General features: G+C 33.6%; 17 protein-coding genes. 14 read left to right on the forward strand and 3 right to left on the reverse strand.

What is annotated here, in order from left to right; translation table 11 throughout:
* From ACY2U7_RS09020 to ACY2U7_RS09055, 8 genes are all read left to right on the forward strand, one after another.
* A complete protein-coding gene (locus ACY2U7_RS09020) occupies positions 1–1,914 on the forward strand; it encodes an NAD(+) synthase (protein WP_461812316.1) in 1,914 nt (637 codons plus the stop codon).
* Positions 1,915–1,930: 16 nt separating this feature from the next.
* The gene (locus tag ACY2U7_RS09025) at positions 1,931–3,196 is read left to right on the forward strand and encodes a hypothetical protein (RefSeq protein WP_461812317.1); all 1,266 of its coding nucleotides are present in this window, start codon (positions 1,931–1,933) and stop codon (positions 3,194–3,196) included.
* A 68-nt stretch (positions 3,197–3,264) separates the two neighbouring features.
* The gene (locus ACY2U7_RS09030) at positions 3,265–3,933 is read left to right on the forward strand and encodes a S1 RNA-binding domain-containing protein (protein ID WP_461812318.1); all 669 of its coding nucleotides are present in this window, start codon (positions 3,265–3,267) and stop codon (positions 3,931–3,933) included.
* 117 nt (positions 3,934–4,050) lie between these two features.
* Positions 4,051–5,703 carry a putative manganese-dependent inorganic diphosphatase gene (locus ACY2U7_RS09035; protein WP_461812319.1) on the forward strand — a complete coding sequence of 551 codons (1,653 nt, stop codon included), beginning with the start codon at positions 4,051–4,053 and terminating at the stop codon, positions 5,701–5,703.
* A gap of 9 nt (positions 5,704–5,712) precedes the next feature.
* Positions 5,713–6,279 (forward strand): flavin reductase family protein, encoded by a 567-nt coding sequence (locus ACY2U7_RS09040; protein WP_461812320.1) that lies wholly within the window; start codon positions 5,713–5,715, stop codon positions 6,277–6,279.
* Positions 6,280–6,362: 83 nt separating this feature from the next.
* The gene (locus tag ACY2U7_RS09045) at positions 6,363–7,043 is read left to right on the forward strand and encodes a polysaccharide deacetylase family protein (RefSeq protein WP_461812321.1); all 681 of its coding nucleotides are present in this window, start codon (positions 6,363–6,365) and stop codon (positions 7,041–7,043) included.
* A 13-nt stretch (positions 7,044–7,056) separates the two neighbouring features.
* On the forward strand, positions 7,057–7,773 hold the full coding sequence (locus ACY2U7_RS09050) for a tRNA threonylcarbamoyladenosine dehydratase (RefSeq protein ID WP_461812322.1): 717 nt from the start codon (positions 7,057–7,059) through the stop codon (positions 7,771–7,773).
* A 10-nt stretch (positions 7,774–7,783) separates the two neighbouring features.
* Positions 7,784–9,106, forward strand: a complete 1,323-nt coding sequence (locus ACY2U7_RS09055; protein WP_461812323.1) for a replication-associated recombination protein A — start codon at positions 7,784–7,786, stop codon at positions 9,104–9,106.
* A 188-nt stretch (positions 9,107–9,294) separates the two neighbouring features.
* Here ACY2U7_RS09055 and ACY2U7_RS09060 read toward each other — a convergent pair whose 3' ends face one another.
* The 3 genes from ACY2U7_RS09060 to ACY2U7_RS09070 are packed head-to-tail and all read right to left on the reverse strand — an operon-like array spanning position 9,295 to position 11,899.
* Positions 9,295–9,807 carry a DUF4364 family protein gene (locus ACY2U7_RS09060; protein ID WP_461812324.1) on the reverse strand — a complete coding sequence of 171 codons (513 nt, stop codon included), beginning with the start codon at positions 9,805–9,807 and terminating at the stop codon, positions 9,295–9,297.
* A 14-nt stretch (positions 9,808–9,821) separates the two neighbouring features.
* On the reverse strand, positions 9,822–10,751 hold the full coding sequence (gene mnmL, locus ACY2U7_RS09065) for a tRNA modification radical SAM protein MnmL/YtqA (RefSeq protein ID WP_461816271.1): 930 nt from the start codon (positions 10,749–10,751) through the stop codon (positions 9,822–9,824).
* On the reverse strand, positions 10,751–11,899 hold the full coding sequence (locus ACY2U7_RS09070; protein ID WP_461812326.1) for an NAD(P)-dependent malic enzyme: 1,149 nt from the start codon (positions 11,897–11,899) through the stop codon (positions 10,751–10,753). The genes mnmL and ACY2U7_RS09070 overlap by 1 nt, the downstream gene beginning before the upstream one ends.
* 223 nt (positions 11,900–12,122) lie before the next feature.
* Between ACY2U7_RS09070 and rho the strand changes: the two genes are divergently transcribed.
* The 6 genes from rho (at position 12,123) to prfA (ending at position 17,116) form a co-directional block, all read left to right on the forward strand.
* Positions 12,123–13,448: a transcription termination factor Rho gene (gene rho / locus ACY2U7_RS09075; protein WP_461812367.1), complete on the forward strand. Its 1,326-nt coding sequence runs from the start codon at positions 12,123–12,125 to the stop codon at positions 13,446–13,448.
* 83 nt (positions 13,449–13,531) lie between these two features.
* A complete protein-coding gene (locus tag ACY2U7_RS09080; RefSeq protein ID WP_461812327.1) occupies positions 13,532–13,855 on the forward strand; it encodes a nitrous oxide-stimulated promoter family protein in 324 nt (107 codons plus the stop codon).
* A gap of 115 nt (positions 13,856–13,970) precedes the next feature.
* A complete protein-coding gene (gene rpmE / locus ACY2U7_RS09085) occupies positions 13,971–14,174 on the forward strand; it encodes a 50S ribosomal protein L31 (protein WP_009460583.1) in 204 nt (67 codons plus the stop codon).
* Positions 14,175–14,250: 76 nt separating this feature from the next.
* A complete protein-coding gene (locus tag ACY2U7_RS09090) occupies positions 14,251–15,183 on the forward strand; it encodes a DUF1385 domain-containing protein (protein WP_461812328.1) in 933 nt (310 codons plus the stop codon).
* Complete coding sequence (prmC, locus tag ACY2U7_RS09095) at positions 15,180–16,004, forward strand: peptide chain release factor N(5)-glutamine methyltransferase (RefSeq protein ID WP_461816272.1); 825 nt, start codon at positions 15,180–15,182, stop codon at positions 16,002–16,004. The genes ACY2U7_RS09090 and prmC overlap by 4 nt, the downstream gene beginning before the upstream one ends.
* A gap of 38 nt (positions 16,005–16,042) precedes the next feature.
* Entirely contained in the window at positions 16,043–17,116 is a 1,074-nt protein-coding gene (prfA, locus tag ACY2U7_RS09100) for a peptide chain release factor 1 (RefSeq protein ID WP_461812330.1), read from the forward strand.
* The last annotated feature ends 148 nt before the right edge of the window (positions 17,117–17,264 follow it).

A 17,264-nucleotide genomic window follows, 5' to 3' on the forward strand; every position in this document is an offset into this window, starting at 1 on the left:
ATGAAACAAGGGTTTGTAAAAGTTGCTGCAGCAACACCAGACATTAAGGTGGCAGATGTTTCATATAATACAGAACAAATTTGTAAATTGATTGATGAGACAGTTGCAAACGGTGCCAAAATTGTTGTTTTTCCAGAACTTTGTATAACAGGATATACTTGTGGAGACTTATTTTTTCAAGATATATTATTGGAAAGAGCTAAAGAAGCACTTAATACAATTGCAGTATATACAAAAAATAAGGATGCGTTGATTTTTGTAGGCGTACCATTGGCGATTAATGGAAAACTATATAATGTTGCTGCAGCTCTAAACAGAGGGAAAATCATTGGACTCGTAACAAAAACATTTTTGCCAAATTATTCGGAATTTTATGAAATGAGAACTTTTCAAGCAGGACCAGAAGAAGCAAGAGTGATTTTGTACGAAGGAGAACAAGTTGCATTCGGACCGCAGATTCTTTTTAAAGCAAAAGATATGGAGGGGTTGATAGTTTCGGCAGAGGTTTGCGAAGATGTTTGGTCACCAATTCCACCAAGTATTATGGCAGCTACAGCTGGAGCAACTATTCTTGTTAACTGTTCTGCAAGTAGCGAAACTTATGGAAAAGATGGATATAGAACCTCTTTAATTTCAGGACAATCTGCAAGAATGATTGCTGGATATGTATATGCTAATGCAGGGGCGGGAGAATCAACTACAGATTTAGTTTTTGGCGGACATAATATTATTGCAGAAAACGGAACTGTGTTAAAGGAGTCAAGGCGTTATATGAACGATGTTATTTATTCAGAAATAGATGTGCATCGTTTGTTAAATGAGCGAAGAAAAAATACAACTTTTCAACAAATGAGTGGGAAACATTTCTTAGTGACAGTTCCTTTTGAGATAGAAAAGGAAGAAACAAAGCTAACAAGAAATATTTCCCAGATGCCATTTATTCCTGAGGATGAAAAGGAAAGAGATGAGTGTTGTGAAGAAATTTTGATGATTCAAGCATTGGGATTGAAAAAGAGATTGCAACATGCAAATTGTAAAAATGTTGTTATTGGAATTTCGGGAGGACTAGATTCAACTTTAGCGCTGCTTGTAGCCGTAAAGACATTTGATATGATCGGGGTTGACAGAAAAAATATTATGGCAGTAACAATGCCATGTTTCGGAACAACAGATAGAACATATCGGAATGCGTGTAGTTTAATAGAAAAATTAGGTGTGACTTTGCGAGAAATATCCATTCGAGAAGCTGTGAAAAACCATTTTAAAGATATCAATCAAAGAGAGGATCTTTTTGATACAACATATGAAAATGCACAAGCACGTGAAAGAACACAAGTGTTAATGGATATTGCTAATATGCAAAATGGAATGGTAATTGGAACGGGGGATATGTCAGAGTTGGCACTAGGATGGGCAACTTACAATGGAGATCATATGTCTATGTATGGAGTAAATGCTTCTATTCCAAAAACATTTGTACGATTTATTGTAAAATATTGTGCGTTGGAATGTGAAGATCAAGTTTTACAAAAAGTATTATTAGATATTCTAGATACGCCAATTAGCCCAGAACTTCTTCCAGCGAAGGAAGGAGAAATTGAGCAAAAAACAGAAGATGTAGTAGGACCTTATGAACTCCATGACTTTTACTTGTATTATATGCTTCGATATGGATATGAACCATCAAAAATTTATCGCTTAGCAAAAAAAGCGTTTGCGGGTATTTATGATGATGAGGTTATTTTAAAATGGCTTAAGAGTTTTTGTAGACGTTTCTTTACACAACAGTTTAAGCGCTCGTGTTTGCCAGATGGACCAAAGGTAGGTACAGTAGGATTATCTCCAAGAGGAGATTTGAGAATGCCAAGTGATGCGTGCGTAACGATTTGGTTGGATGATTTAGAGCGATTGTAGAAGGAGCTGAATATCTATGGATAAAAAATGGGCTGAAAATTATAGAAAACAGATAAGTTTTAGCGCAGGAGTAATTTGTGTTATTGTAGCTATTTGGTTAGTGTTTACGGGAATTGAATTATATACAAATAGTGGTATAAGCAAGAGATGGTGTCTTTTTACAGTGTTGATACTAGGAATAGAATCAGCGTTTGCGTTTTGGAAACGAAGTCAGATGAAAAAAATTCAAAACGTTTTGTATGAAGAGTGTGATCCGTTTCGTTTTAAGGAAATATATGAATATTTTCGTGCGAAAACGAAAAAGACACGAGTGAAAAATATATATAATATTCAAATTTCCATAGCACTTTTTATGCAAGGATATGAAGATTCGGCATATGAACTAATTAATCAAATAGATTTTTCGGATTTGCCACCACGATTTGAATTAAATTATTATGATTTTATGAGAATGTATTTCTCTTGCAAAAATGATGAAAGACAATTGGCAAAAATAAAATCTGTATTTGAAAATAAATTATCCAAAGCAAACACAATGGAAAGAAAAATGATTATCCAGCAGATAAAATATATGGATTTGCAAGTGGCAATCAATAGAAAAGAATATGAGGTTTATGATAAGTTGATTGCAGAGTGTAATTCTGAAATGAATAGAATGCTTCAAAAAGTTTCGGTATATATGTTAATGGCAAAGGCAGAATTTGGAAGAGGGAATGTGAATAAGGCAAAAGAATGCTGTCAGTTTGTTTTACAACATGGAAATCGTACATATTATGTAAAAAATGCACAGAAACTGTTAGATATTATAGATGGGAAAACAGTAGAAGAACCACAAGTAGAAAAACCAATAGAGTGGGAAATAAATCAATTGTATAAAGAAAAACCAGATTTGAAGTTTTTTGATAGTAGAAAAAAGTATAAAAGAAAACAAAGAATGATGTATTTATTGTGGATGGTTTTAGGATTTTCGGTAGGATTTATTATTTACGGAACTATAGGGATGAAAATTCATCAAGATTTATCTGAAATGGTTATATCGTTTTGGGAAAATAAGATACTATTTGGATTGCAAACGGCTATTTTAGGAGGATGGTTGATTGCTGGAATTCTAAATGGAGTTTATCTTTTTTTGAAAGTTATTAATAAAATGTCCTTGGGTATAAAAATATTGATGATTTTGTTTACTATGCCATTGTTTTTACTTGCGGGTCTACTATCATTAATACCATATTGTATTTATCAAATAGCGATGATTGTAAAAGAACGTGAAAAGAAAAAGTAGGGGTGCAATTTAGAATATATTTATGGTACAATAATTGTATAGAATTAAGCGATGAAGAGGTGTATGTTATGAACGAACAAGAATTACAGACAGAAACTATGGCAGATTATGAGGATCAGTTTGATATGGCAAATCCATGGAATATTGTTACACGCTACATGGAGGAAGGCGAGAATCTTTTAGTCAAAGTAGAAGGGATTGTTAACGGAGGAGTAATTGCATATATCGAAGGGCTTAGAGGATTTATTCCTGCTTCGCGTTTGTCTCTTTCATATGTTGAGAACGTGGAAGCATATTTGTTAAAAGAAATTGAAGTCCGTGTTATTGATGTCAATCAAGTAGAAAACAAATTGGTTCTTTCTGCTAAAGAAATTTTAAAAGAAAAGGAAAATGAAGAACAGAAACAAAAGTTAAGAGAAGTAGAAGTGGGAAGTGTTTTGGAAGGAACTGTGGAATCGTTGCAAACTTATGGGGCATTTGTTCGATTGGAAAACGGTTTATCAGGTCTTGTTCATATTTCGCAGATTTCTGATAAACGTATTAAGTCTCCAAAAGACGTGTTGGGAGTTGGAGATGCAGTCACAGTAAAAGTGATCGGAATTAAAGATGGAAAAATCAGTTTGAGTATGAAAGCACTAATAGAACCAGAAGAAGAGATAATTGAAGAGGTGGAAATTCCAGAAACAGAAGAAATAGGAACAAGTTTGGGGGATTTATTCAAAAACATTCAATTATAAGCGAAAGGTTGATTGATAAAAAGCAGTCATTGAAATATGTTCTTTGGCTGTTTCTTTTTCCCTACAGAATACTTTCTATAATAATGAAGGGACGATTCGGAGGAGAAATATAGATTTATGGAGAATAAGAAAGCAAGAAAAGTATATGTAGTGGGACATAAAAATCCAGATACAGATTCAATTTGTTCTGCACTAGCATATGCGAATTTAAAAAGGAAGATTACTGGAGATGATTATGTCGCTAAGAGAGCGGGGCAGATTAATGAAGAAACACAGTATGTATTAAAACGATTTGGTGTAACGCCACCAAGTTTGTTAAGCAATGTACAAACGCAAGTGAAAGATATAGATATTAATAAAATGACAGGTGTGGAAAGTAGTGTTTCCATTAAAAAAGTTTGGGCATTAATGAAAGAAAGCAATACGAAGACAATGCCAGTCACAGCAAATGGTGAATTAGAAGGTTTAATTACAATAGGAGATATTGCTACTTCATATATGGAAGTGTATGATAATAATATATTGGCATCGGCAAGAACACAATATAGAAGTATCGCCAATACATTAGATGGAGAAATTGTAACAGGAAATGAACATGCTTACTTTATCAAAGGGAAAGTTGTTATTGCAGCCTCAAGTCCAGAATTAATGGAGAATTTTATTGAACAAGACGATCTGGTAATTTTAGGAAATCGATATGAATCACAGTTATGTGCATTGGAAATGGATGCAAGTTGTCTTGTTGTATGTCAAAATGCAACTGTGTCTAAAACGATTAAAAAGATTGCAGAAGAGAGAAGTTGTGTTATCATCCGAACTCCTCATGATACGTTTACCGTAGCAAGATTAATTAATCAAAGTATTCCGGTTAAATATTTTATGACAAAGGAAAATTTTACGGCTTTTAGGACTAGTGATTATATTGATGATATAAAAGAAGTGATGACAAAGAAGCGCTATCGTGATTTCCCTGTTATTGATAAACATGGAAGATTTATAGGATTTATTTCGCGACGCCGCTTACTAGATGCGAAAAAAAAGCAAGTTATTTTAGTGGATCATAATGAGAGAACACAAGCTGTTGATGGAATAGAAGAAGCTGATATATTAGAAATTATAGATCATCATCGTTTAGGTACAGGTATTGAAACGGTGGGGCCAGTATATTTTAGAAATCAGCCTGTTGGATGTACAGCGACGATTGTATATCAAATGTATTTAGAAAATAATATTGAAATTGATGAGACGATAGCAGGATTGCTTTGTTCAGCAATTACTTCGGATACACTGATGTTTCGTTCTCCAACATGTACAGCTGTAGATGAAAAAGCGGGAAGAGAATTAGCTGAGATTGCACAAATTGATATAGAGGAATTAGCTAGAAATATGTTTAAAGCAGGAAGTAATCTTGTGAATAAAACGGCGAAAGAAATTTGTTTTCAAGATTTTAAAAAGTTTGAAGTAAGCGGAGTGGAATTTGGAGTAGGTCAGATTAATTCAATGAGTGCAGAGGAATTGGAAGAAATTAAGGAACGAATTTTACCATATTTAAAAACTGCACTTATGGAAAAAGGCATAGATATGATGTTTATTATGTTGACAAATATTATTGAAGAAACTACAGAGTTACTTTGTGTTGGAAATAATGCAAAAAATCTTGTAATAGAAGCTTTTGATTTATCGTCAGACATAGAAGAGATTATATTGAAAGGTGTTGTATCGCGTAAAAAACAATTGATACCTGCAATTGTAGTATCGTTGCAGAGTTAAGGAGATAGAATGGCAAAACAGACATGGAAGGCAGGAAATATGCTATATCCATTACCAGTTGTGATGGTAAGTATGGCAGATGAAACAGGAAAATCAAATATTATAACAGTGGCATGGGCTGGTACAATATGTACGAATCCACCTATGCTATCTATTTCTGTAAGACCAGAAAGATATTCTTATGAAATTTTAAAAAGAACAGGAGAGTTTGTTGTAAATCTTACAACAGAAAGGTTGGCGTATGCAACAGATTATTGTGGTGTGCGTTCGGGAAAAGACGTAGATAAATTTAAGGAAATGAAATTGACAGAAGAAAAAGCAAGTATTGTTAAAGCTCCCCTTATTCAGGAAAGTCCTGTGAATATCGAGTGTAAAGTGAAAAAAGTTGAAGAGCTTGGTTCTCACCATATGTTTTTAGCAGAAATTGTTGCGGTTAATATAGATGAAACTTATTTAAATGAAAAAAATAAGTTTGAATTGTCGAAATCAAATCCTATTGTGTATTCTCATGGGGAATATTATGGAATTGGAAATTTGCTCGGTACTTTTGGATATAGTGTTAGAAAGAAAAAATAAGATAACAGGTGTAACAACCTGTTATTTTTGTGGGATATTTTCATATCTTTTATAGAGTGAAACAAAGAAAAGGGTTATATAAGGTGGAAAAAACAAAAAAATTATTGTGTTTATGTGGAGTATTATATACGTTTATATTGTTTCGTTTTTTGGGAGAAAATTTTTCTTGTAATTCAGAAATAGTGGAAACAAAGAAAATACTAGAAGAAAAACCCAAAATAGCTATTACCTTTGATGATGGGCCAAATGAAAAATACACTCCTCAATTACTAGATGGTTTAAAGGAAAGAAATGTAAAAGTGAGTTTTTTTGTTATAGGCAAAATGGCGGAAGCAAATATGAAGTTACTTCAGAGAGAAAAAGACGAAGGTCATCTTATAGGTAACCATACATATAATCATGTGGATATAAGCAAAATATCAGATGAAGCTGCAATAACGGAAATACAAAAAACAAATAGAATAATTGAAAAGGTAACAAAAGAGCATGTGGATTATTTACGAGCACCTTTTGGAAATTGGAAGAAAAAATTGGTTGAAAAAATGAATGTTTTTCCAGTAGCATGGTCGGTAGATCCCCTAGATTGGACAACAGAAAATGCAGATGAAGTCGTGAACAAAGTAGTGACGAGAGTAAAAGAAAATGATATTATATTATTGCATGATTGTTATAAAAGTTCGGTTGATGCAGCCCTTCGAATTATTGATATTTTACAGAAGGAGGGATATGAATTTGTAACAGTTGATAAACTTATAGTAGAATAGATGGGAGAATATAATGATAAATGAATATTCAAGAACAGAACTATTGCTTGGACCAGAAGGAATTGAAAAATTGAAAAAAGCTTCGGTAATGGTTTTTGGAGTAGGTGGTGTAGGCTCACATTGTATAGAAGCACTTGCACGAAGCGGAGTGGGAAAACTAATTTTGGTAGATAATGATACTGTTTCCGTTACCAATATTAACAGACAATCAATTGCTTATCACAGTACGGTAGGTAGATATAAAACAGAAATTATGAAAGAACGAATTAAAGATATTTGTCCTCGAATTGAAGTGATTACATATGAGATGTTTGTATTACCTGAAAATATAGAAACCTTATTTGAAGAGCAAGTAGATTATATTATCGATGCTATAGATACAGTAACTACAAAACTTGCCTTGGTAGAATTGGCAAAAGAGAAGGATATTCCAATAATTAGTAGTATGGGGACTGGAAACAAATTATATCCAGAGAAATTTAAGATTACTGATATTTATAAAACTTCTGTATGTCCACTTTGCAAAGTGATGAGAAAAGAATTGAAAGCAAGGGGAGTACGAAGATTGAAAGTATTGTATTCTGATGAACAACCAATAGATACGTCTGGAAAAGTGACAGGAGAAGAGTTAGGAAAACGCCGTTCTCTTCCTGGGAGCATTTCTTTTGTGCCACCGGTAGCAGGTTTGATTATTGCTGGAGAAGTGATTAGAGAATTAGTAGGAATATAGGAGAAAGTATATGGATTTATTTGAATATATGCAAGAAAATAAGAAAGAAAAAGAATCTCCGTTGGCATCACGATTACGCCCGAAAACATTGGACGAAGTGGTTGGACAACAACATATTATAGGGAAAGATAAATTACTATATCGCGCTATAAAAGCAGATAAATTGAGTTCTATTATTTTTTATGGGCCATCGGGAACAGGGAAGACAACGTTGGCGAAAGTGATTGCAAATACAACAAGTGCTGAATTTATGCAAATGAATGCGACAATTGCTGGGAAAAAAGATATGGAAGCTGTAATTGAACAGGCGAAAAATAATTTGGGAATGTATGGAAAAAGGACAATTTTGTTTATAGATGAAATTCATCGGTTTAATAAAGGACAGCAGGACTATCTTCTTCCGTTTGTGGAAGATGGGACAGTTATATTAATTGGTGCAACAACAGAAAATCCATATTTTGAGGTAAATAGAGCACTGATATCACGGTCAAGTGTATTTGAATTGCAGCCACTAGATAGTGAAGATATTAAAATTTTGTTGAAACGTGCAGTGTATGATACAGAAAAAGGCATGGGAACATATAGAGCAGAAATAGATGAAGAGGCGTTGGAATTTCTTTCTAATATTTCTGGAGGAGATGCAAGGAATGCATTAAATGCTGTAGAATTAGGAATATTAACAACACCAAGAAGTGAAGATGGAAGAATTCATATCACTTTAGAGGTGGCAGAACAATGTATTCAAAAAAGAGTTGTCCGTTATGATAAAACGGGAGATAATCATTACGATACAATTTCCGCTTTTATTAAAAGTATGAGAGGATCAGATCCAGATGCGGCAGTATATTATTTGGCAAAAATGTTATATGCAGGAGAAGATATTAAATTTATTGCAAGGCGTATTATGATTTGCGCATCAGAAGATGTGGGAAATGCAGATCCGAATGCACTTACTGTAGCAGTATCGGCTGCTCAGGCTGTGGAAAGGATTGGTATGCCGGAAGCAAGAATTATTTTGGCACAAGCTGCGATATATGTAGCTACAGCACCGAAAAGTAATGCTTCTTATATAGCTATAAATAGAGCGATGGATAATGTGAAAAATCAAAATACGACAGTTCCATCACATTTACAAGATTCACATTATCAAGGAGCCAAAAATTTAGGACGTGGTACAGGATATAAATATGCTCACGATTATCCAGAACATTATGTGAAGCAACAGTACCTACCTGATGAAATAGCGGAGATAAGTTTTTATCATCCAACAGAAAATGGGCATGAAAAAGATGTAAAACAATATTTGGACAGAATAAAGGCGCGTTCTTATTAGACGATATGTGCCTAGAATCTTGGATACATTGATTTATGCACTAGGCAACACCGATGGATGTTTCCCTGTATTTTACAGGGGCATCCATTTTGTTTTTCCTGTACTCTTATATTAGTATAATAAAAATATACCCTCTTTACTGGTTGACTAGTAAAGAGGGTACAGATCAAAAAGATTGTGTCTTTATTTTATAAAAGACTTTTCATAAGAAAAGCATAAATTTCTTCGTTTTTTTGACGCCAATTATTTATTATAGCTTCAGCTTCATGTTCAGATGGAACAGTGAGAAGAAGTTCCATGAGGCTTGCGTTGTTTTCAACAATTTGGCATCGAACAGAAAATTCTTGATTGGCATTAGGAAAATAATCTGCCTTGATAGAAACATCATTTTTCAATTCGTATTTATGTTCTTTAAAAAATGCGTCTATATCATCTCGAATAGCAGGAGATAGTTTGTTAATAAAAAATTGAATAGTTTCGCTACCTTCTTCAGTAAGATGATATAAAGTACGGTTATGAGTTGTTTCTTCTTGAATAAATCGAGCATCGACCATTTCTGAAAGTGCTTGCTGTAATTTGAAATAAGTGGTATACCCTTTATCTAAGACAAATTCTGAAATTTGACCGTTTGTAAGAGGAAAATCCACCCTTTCCAACATATATAATACAATAAGTTTGTATAAAGTAAAGGTTTCAGACATATAAACACCCCTTTCTATTTAGAGAAATATTCTTTTCCCTGCCATATGTCTTCCGTTTTAAAATATCGCTGTATGGAATTTAAGACAAAACGCTTATTGCCTGTCCAAAGTGGTGCGATTAGTAAATCTTTAGGACCGTCTCCTGTAAGGCGATGAACCACAATATCTGGACGGAGTGAAGATATACATCTACTTAATAATACCATATATTCCTCTAAAGTGGGAAGATGAAATTTTTGATTTTTAAAGAATCTAGCCATATCTGTTCCCTTTAGGATATGTAATAATTGAAGTTTGATACCTTGTATATCTAATTGATTTAAATAGGATATAGTCTCTAGCATCATGTTTTCTGTTTCGTTTGGTAATCCAAGAATTGTATGAACAATAACTGTGATTCCTATATTGCGAAGATTTTTGACGGTAGTTTCAAAAACAGAAAGAGGATATCCTCGTCTAATAAAGGAAGCACTTTTTTCGTGGATGGTTTGTAACCCTAGTTCTATCCAAACCGGTTTAATATGATTTAATTTTTCAAGTAAATCTAAAACATCTTTATCTAGACAGTCAGGACGAGTTGCTATGGAAAGGATTTTGATTTCTGGTTCTTCAATTGCTTCAGTGAAAATTTTTTCCAAATAAGAAACAGGTGCATATGTATTTGTATAGGCTTGGAAATAGGCGATATAAGAATTCCCTCTATATTTTTTCTCTACTAATTTTTTGCCATAGGCAATTTGCTCTTTTATATTGATAGAAGAGGGGGCGGAAAAATCTCCCGAGCCGCCCGCACTGCAAAATATGCAGCCGCGATTGTCCAATGTTCCGTCGCGATTTGGACAAGTCATGCCTCCATTTAGAGAAAGTTTATATAGTTTTTCTCCATAAGCTTTTTTTAAATAGTAATCGAGAGAATAATATCTTTTTTCATCCCAACGTTTCATTAGATGAGAGATTTAATTGCATTGCTGACTGCATCAGCAACACGAGGATCAAATGCTTCCGGGAGAATATTAGTATCATTTAATTCGTTGTCAGGAACGAGTCCTGCAATGGCAGTAGCAGCGGCAAGCTTCATTTCTTCGGTGATTTGCGTGGCACGTCCTTCTAAAGCCCCTTTGAAAATACCTGGAAATGCAACAACGTTGTTTACTTGATTTGGAAAATCAGAACGTCCTGTACCGATAACTTTTGCACCTGCTTCTTTTGCTAAATCTGGCATGATTTCAGGAATTGGATTTGCCATAGCAAATAAAATAGAATCTTTGTTCATGGAGCGCACCATTTCTTTTGTGACAATATTTGGAGCAGATACACCAATAAAAATATCTGCACCTTTTAAGGCATCAGAAAGAGAACCAGTGTCTTCAGAAAGATTTGTTAGTTCTGCCATTTCTTTTTGAGCCCAATTTAAATTTGGAGAGGATTTAGAAATTATTCCATTAATGTCACACATTGTAATATGTTTGAAACCATAAGTAAGTAAAAGTTTCGTGATCGCAATTCCAGCTGAACCAGCACCATTCACAACGACTTTACAATTTTCTTTTTCCTTTTTAGTGATTTTTAAAGCGTTTATAATTCCAGCTAATACAACAATAGCTGTTCCGTGTTGATCATCGTGGAAAACAGGAATATTAAGAAGTTTTTTCAAACGCTCTTCAATCTCAAAACAACGTGGAGCGGAAATATCTTCCAAGTTGATTCCACCAAAGGCTGGAGCAATATTAACTATAGTTTGAATGATTTCTTCGGTATCTTGTGTATTTAAGCAAATAGGAACAGCATTGACATTTCCAAATTCTTTAAAAAGAACAGCTTTTCCTTCCATAACAGGAAGTGCTGCGTAAGCGCCAATATTTCCTAGACCAAGAACGGCACTCCCATCAGAAACAACAGCAACGGTATTGGCTTTCATTGTATATTTGTAAACAGTATCTTTGTTTTCAGCAATTACTTTACAAGGTTCTGCAACACCAGGAGTGTATGCGATTGCAAGATCTTCTCGGGAATTTACTTTGGCTTTCGCTATTGTTTCGATTTTCCCATTCCATTGTTCGTGCATTTGTAATGCTTTTTCGTTTGTCGTCATAATTTCACACCTTTTCCTTAATTTTACATAGTCAAATAAAGATTGACAGTTTCTTTGTACATAATATACCATTCCTGTGAAGGCAAATCAACATGATAAAATTTCTGTATAAAAACTTTGCTTTTTAAAATGAAATAGTGTATAATTAGCACATAATTCAGAAAAAAGTCAGTTCTGACAAAAATTCCCACAATGTTAAGTGAATAAGGAAGGAAGAAAGATGATGAAAGAAAAATATGAGTCTTTACCATTGACAACGTTAAGAGAATTAGCGAAGGCAAGACATTTAAAAGGTGTTTCGACAATGAAAAAGGCAGACATTATTGAAATGATGTTGGCAGAAGATGAAAAAGATAAAGCGAAAGCAGTAAAAGAAGAAGTGAAAAATGAGAAATCTGGAACAACAGATATTGAACAACTTGACAGTGGAATTGTAGCAAATGGTATTTTAGAGGTATTGCCGGATGGATATGGATTTATTCGTTGTGCAAATTATCTTCCGGGAGAAAACGATGTATATGTATCTCCTTCACAAATTCGTCGTTTCAATTTAAAAACAGGTGATATTGTTGTTGGTAATACAAGAATTAAATCTCCAACAGAAAAATTTAGCGCATTATTATATTTGACTAAAGTAAATGGATTAAATCCTGTGGAAGCATCAAAACGCAGTTGCTTTGAAGATATGACACCAATTTTTCCAAACGAGAGATTACATTTAGAAGGTAGGGGAAGCAGCATTGCCATGCGTATTGTAGATTTGATTTCCCCGATAGGAAAAGGACAACGCGGTATGATTGTTTCTCCACCTAAAGCCGGTAAAACTACATTATTAAAGGAAGTAGCGCTTTCTATATTGAAGAATAATCCGGAAATGCATATTTTAATTTTATTGATTGATGAAAGACCAGAGGAAGTAACAGATATTCGAGAAGCGATTTGTGGACAAAATGTAGAAGTGATTTATTCTACATTTGATGAATTACCAGAGCATCATAAGAGAGTTTCAGAAATGGTGATTGAACGAGCAAAGAGATTGGTAGAACATAAAAAAGATGTTACTATTTTATTAGATAGTATTACAAGGCTTTCACGAGCATATAACTTAACTGTTTCACCAAGCGGAAGAACACTTTCTGGTGGTTTAGATCCAGCCGCATTGCATATGCCAAAAAGATTTTTTGGTGCAGCAAGAAATATGCGAGAAGGAGGAAGTTTAACAATTCTTGCAACAGCTTTAGTAGATACTGGGAGTAAAATGGATGATGTTATTTATGAAGAGTTTAAAGGAACAGGTAATATGGAACTTGTCTTAGATAGAAAACTACAAGAAAAGAGAGTATTCCCAGCTATTGATATTGTGAAATCAGGTACACGAAGAGAAGATCTTTTGTTAACTTCGGATGAGCAAGAGGCGGTAAGCAGTATGCGAAAAGCTTTGAATGGTTTGAAGCCAGAAGAAGCAGTGGATAATATTCTTAATATGTTTTCTCGTACAAAGAACAATGAAGAATTAGTGCAAACAGTAAGAAAGACAAAATTTTTATAAAGAGTATAAAACTTCTTGTTATTGACTTAGAACAAAAGTTAGTATATACTAATTTGCAATCGAAGTAAAAATGGAGAAAGCAAATGAATATAGAAAAAAAGCGAGAAAATGAAAAAAAAATGTTGAGAACAATGATTACAATGTATTGTAAAGGGGTTCATAAAACGCAAGGGGAACTTTGTGCAGAATGTAAAGAATTATTGGAATATTCGTTATTTCGTACAGAAAAGTGCCCGTTTATGAAAGAAAAGACATTTTGTAGTGCGTGTAAAGTACATTGTTATACAAAAGAAAAACAAGAGAAAATAAAGGCTGTTATGAAATATGCAGGACCAAGAATGATTTTTTCTCATCCAGTACAAGCAATTCGGCATATGTGTGTAACATTAAAAGGAAAAATAAAGTAAAATCATTTAGAAACAACTTGCAAAAAAAATAAAGTTGTGATACAATTAGAAAGATGTTTAAGGAAATGTTAATGTGTAGGAAACTACACACAAATAAAAATAGAGAGGTGAAATCATGAGAGAAGGAATCCATCCAGATTATTATCAAGCAACAGTAACTTGCAACTGTGGTAACACATTTGTAACTGGATCTACAAATGAAGACATTCATGTGGAAATTTGTTCAAAATGTCATCCATTTTACACAGGACAGCAAAAAGCAGCTCAGGCTCGTGGTCGTGTTGACAAGTTTAATAAGAAATACGGAATTCAAGCATAATAGAATCCAGTATGTACAGGTTGAGGTTGGAAAACTTCAACCTGTATTACGTTAAGGAGAAGGATGGTGGTAGATTATGAAATCGTCCAATATAGGAGGTCAGGCTGTACTAGAAGGTGTAATGATGAAAAATGGAGAAGAATACGCCGTAGCAGTACGAAAGTCTGATGGAGAAATAGAAGTAAAGAAAGATATTTATAAGGGGGTTGTAAAGTGGAAAGTTCTTACAAAAATCCCATTTATACGAGGTATATTTAATTTTGTTGATTCCATGGTTTTAGGAATGAAAACATTAACCTATTCATCTGAGTTTATTGATGAAGAAGAGCAAAAAATATCTTTATCAGAAGAAGAAAAAAAAGAAAAAAAGAAAAAAGAATCTATTCTTACAGGGATTATTGTTGGAATCTCTGTAGTATTAGCCATAGGCATTTTTATGGTATTGCCGTACTATTTGATTAGCTTTGCAGAGAATATTATTCATTCAAGTGCAGTGCTTGCGGCATTGGAAGGGATTATTCGAATTCTTATTTTTATTGGATACGTTTTAATCATTTCAAGAATGGAAGACATAAAGCGTGTTTTTATGTACCACGGAGCAGAACATAAATGTATCAATTGCATAGAACAGGGGTTAGAATTGAATGTGGTCAATGTAAGAAAATCTTCGAAACAACACAAAAGATGCGGAACAAGTTTTCTTTTGTTTGTAATGCTTGTTAGTTGTGTGGTGTTATTTTTTATTCGTTCAGATTCACAATTAGTAAAGGTGGTTCTTAGAATTGCACTTATTCCAGTAATTGCAGGAATTTCTTATGAATTAATAAAATGGGCAGGAAATAATGACAACATATTAGTAAACTTGTTGAGTAAACCAGGTTTGTGGCTACAAAATTTAACAACAAAAGAACCGGATGATGATATGATAGAAGTTGCTATTCAGTCTGTTGAAGCAGTATTTGACTGGAAAGAGTATCAAAGAGAAGTGTTTGGAGTGGATAGAAAATGACATTAGAAGAAGCGTATCGTAAAGGAAAACAGGTATTAGAGAAAAATAAAATTAGAAATGCTTCCGTAGATGCATGGATTCTTTTGGAGTATGTAACGAAGGTTGATAGAGCAATTTATTATGCTAATCCTAAAAAAGAATTAAAAGAAGAGGAAGAAACACAATATAAAGATTTTATTGAACAGAGAATAAAAAGGATCCCTCTTCAACATCTAACAAAAGAACAGGAGTTTATGGGATTATCTTTTGAAGTAAATGAAAATGTGCTGATTCCAAGACAAGATACAGAAATCTTGGTAGAAAGTATTTTAGAACACTTAAATGGGACAGAAAATATTCTTGATGTATGTACAGGTTCGGGGTGTATTTTGATTAGTTTGTTAAAACACTCGAAAGGGACAAAAGGAATTGGCGTTGATATTTCTGAAAAAGCATTAGAAGTTGCTAAAAGAAATGCGAAGATGCACAAAGTAGATGCTACATTTATACAGAGTGACTTATTTGAAGATGTGGAAGGTATGTATGATATAATTGTGTCTAATCCTCCATATATAAAGACAAAGGAAATAGAGGATTTGGAAGAAGAAGTAAAGTTACATGATCCGTTACTTGCACTTGATGGGAAGGAAGATGGACTTTATTTTTATCGAAAAATAATAAAAGACAGTAAGAAATATTTAACAAAAAACGGTAGGTTATATTTTGAAATAGGAAATACCCAAGGTGAAGAAGTAAAAAGACTAATGGAAGAAGCAGGTTTTGTTAATGTAAAGATAAAAAAGGATTTGGCAGGACTTGACCGTGTAGTCTATGGCGTGTAGAATACTTGAGAAGAGGGTAAATGGATAGGAGGAAAAATATGTTTGATAGATTAGAAGATTTAATCATTCGTTTTGAAGAAATTATGGGTGAATTACAAGAACCAGATGTAGCGAATGATCAAAATCGTTTTCGTAAATTAATGAAAGAACAGGCGGATTTAACGCCAATCGTAGATGCGTATAATGAATATAAGAGCGCAAAACAGGCAATTGCAGATAGTGAAGAAATGCTTGATATTGAATCAGATGAAGAAATGAGAGAATTAGTAAAAGAAGAATTATCTACTTCGAAAAAGCGAGTAGAAGAATTAGAACATGAACTTAAAATTTTACTTCTTCCAAAAGATCCTAATGATGATAAAAATATTATGGTAGAAATTCGTGCAGGAGCAGGTGGAGATGAATCGGCACTATTTGCTGCAGAAGTGTATCGTATGTATGTGCATTATGCCGAAAGTAAACGTTGGAAAACAGAATTGATTTCTTTTAATGAAAATGGAATAGGTGGATTTAAAGAAGTTGTTTTTATGGTAAGTGGACAAAGTGTTTATTCACGAATGAAATATGAAAGTGGTGTGCATCGAGTGCAGCGTGTTCCTGAAACAGAATCAGGTGGACGTATTCATACTTCTACGATTACTGTTGCAGTTATGCCAGAAGCAGAAGAAGTTGACGTTGTAATTGATGATAAAGATATTCGTATTGATGTTATGCGTGCCTCTGGAAATGGAGGACAGTGTGTAAATACAACTGACTCGGCTGTACGTTTGACTCATTATCCAACAGGCATTGTTATTTATAGCCAGACAGAAAAATCACAGTTACAAAATAAGGAAAAGGCTTTTAGATTACTTCGTTCAAAATTGTATGAATTAGAATTGGAAAAACAACAATCTGCAGAAGCAGAAGCAAGAAGAAGTCAAATTGGAACAGGAGATCGTTCTGAAAAGATTCGTACTTATAATTTCCCACAAGGACGTGTTACAGAGCATCGTATTAAGTTGACTTTATATAAAATTGATAATATTATGAACGGGGATTTAGATGAAATTATAGACCCATTGATTGCGGCAGATCAAGCAGCAAAATTGGCAAATATGAATGATGAATAAAAAATTTTATATTTAAGTTGAAAAAACAGAGTGAGCTTTCCAAAACTCACTCTGTTTTTTTAGACAAAACTCATGTTGCTGAAACAAAAATAACAGAAAAAACAATAAAAATGCAAAAAAAATATGTGATTGTATCAATATATATAGT

The organism is Faecalimonas sp. (assembly GCA_029264305.1).
GTDB lineage: Bacteria > Bacillota > Clostridia > Lachnospirales > Lachnospiraceae > Faecalimonas.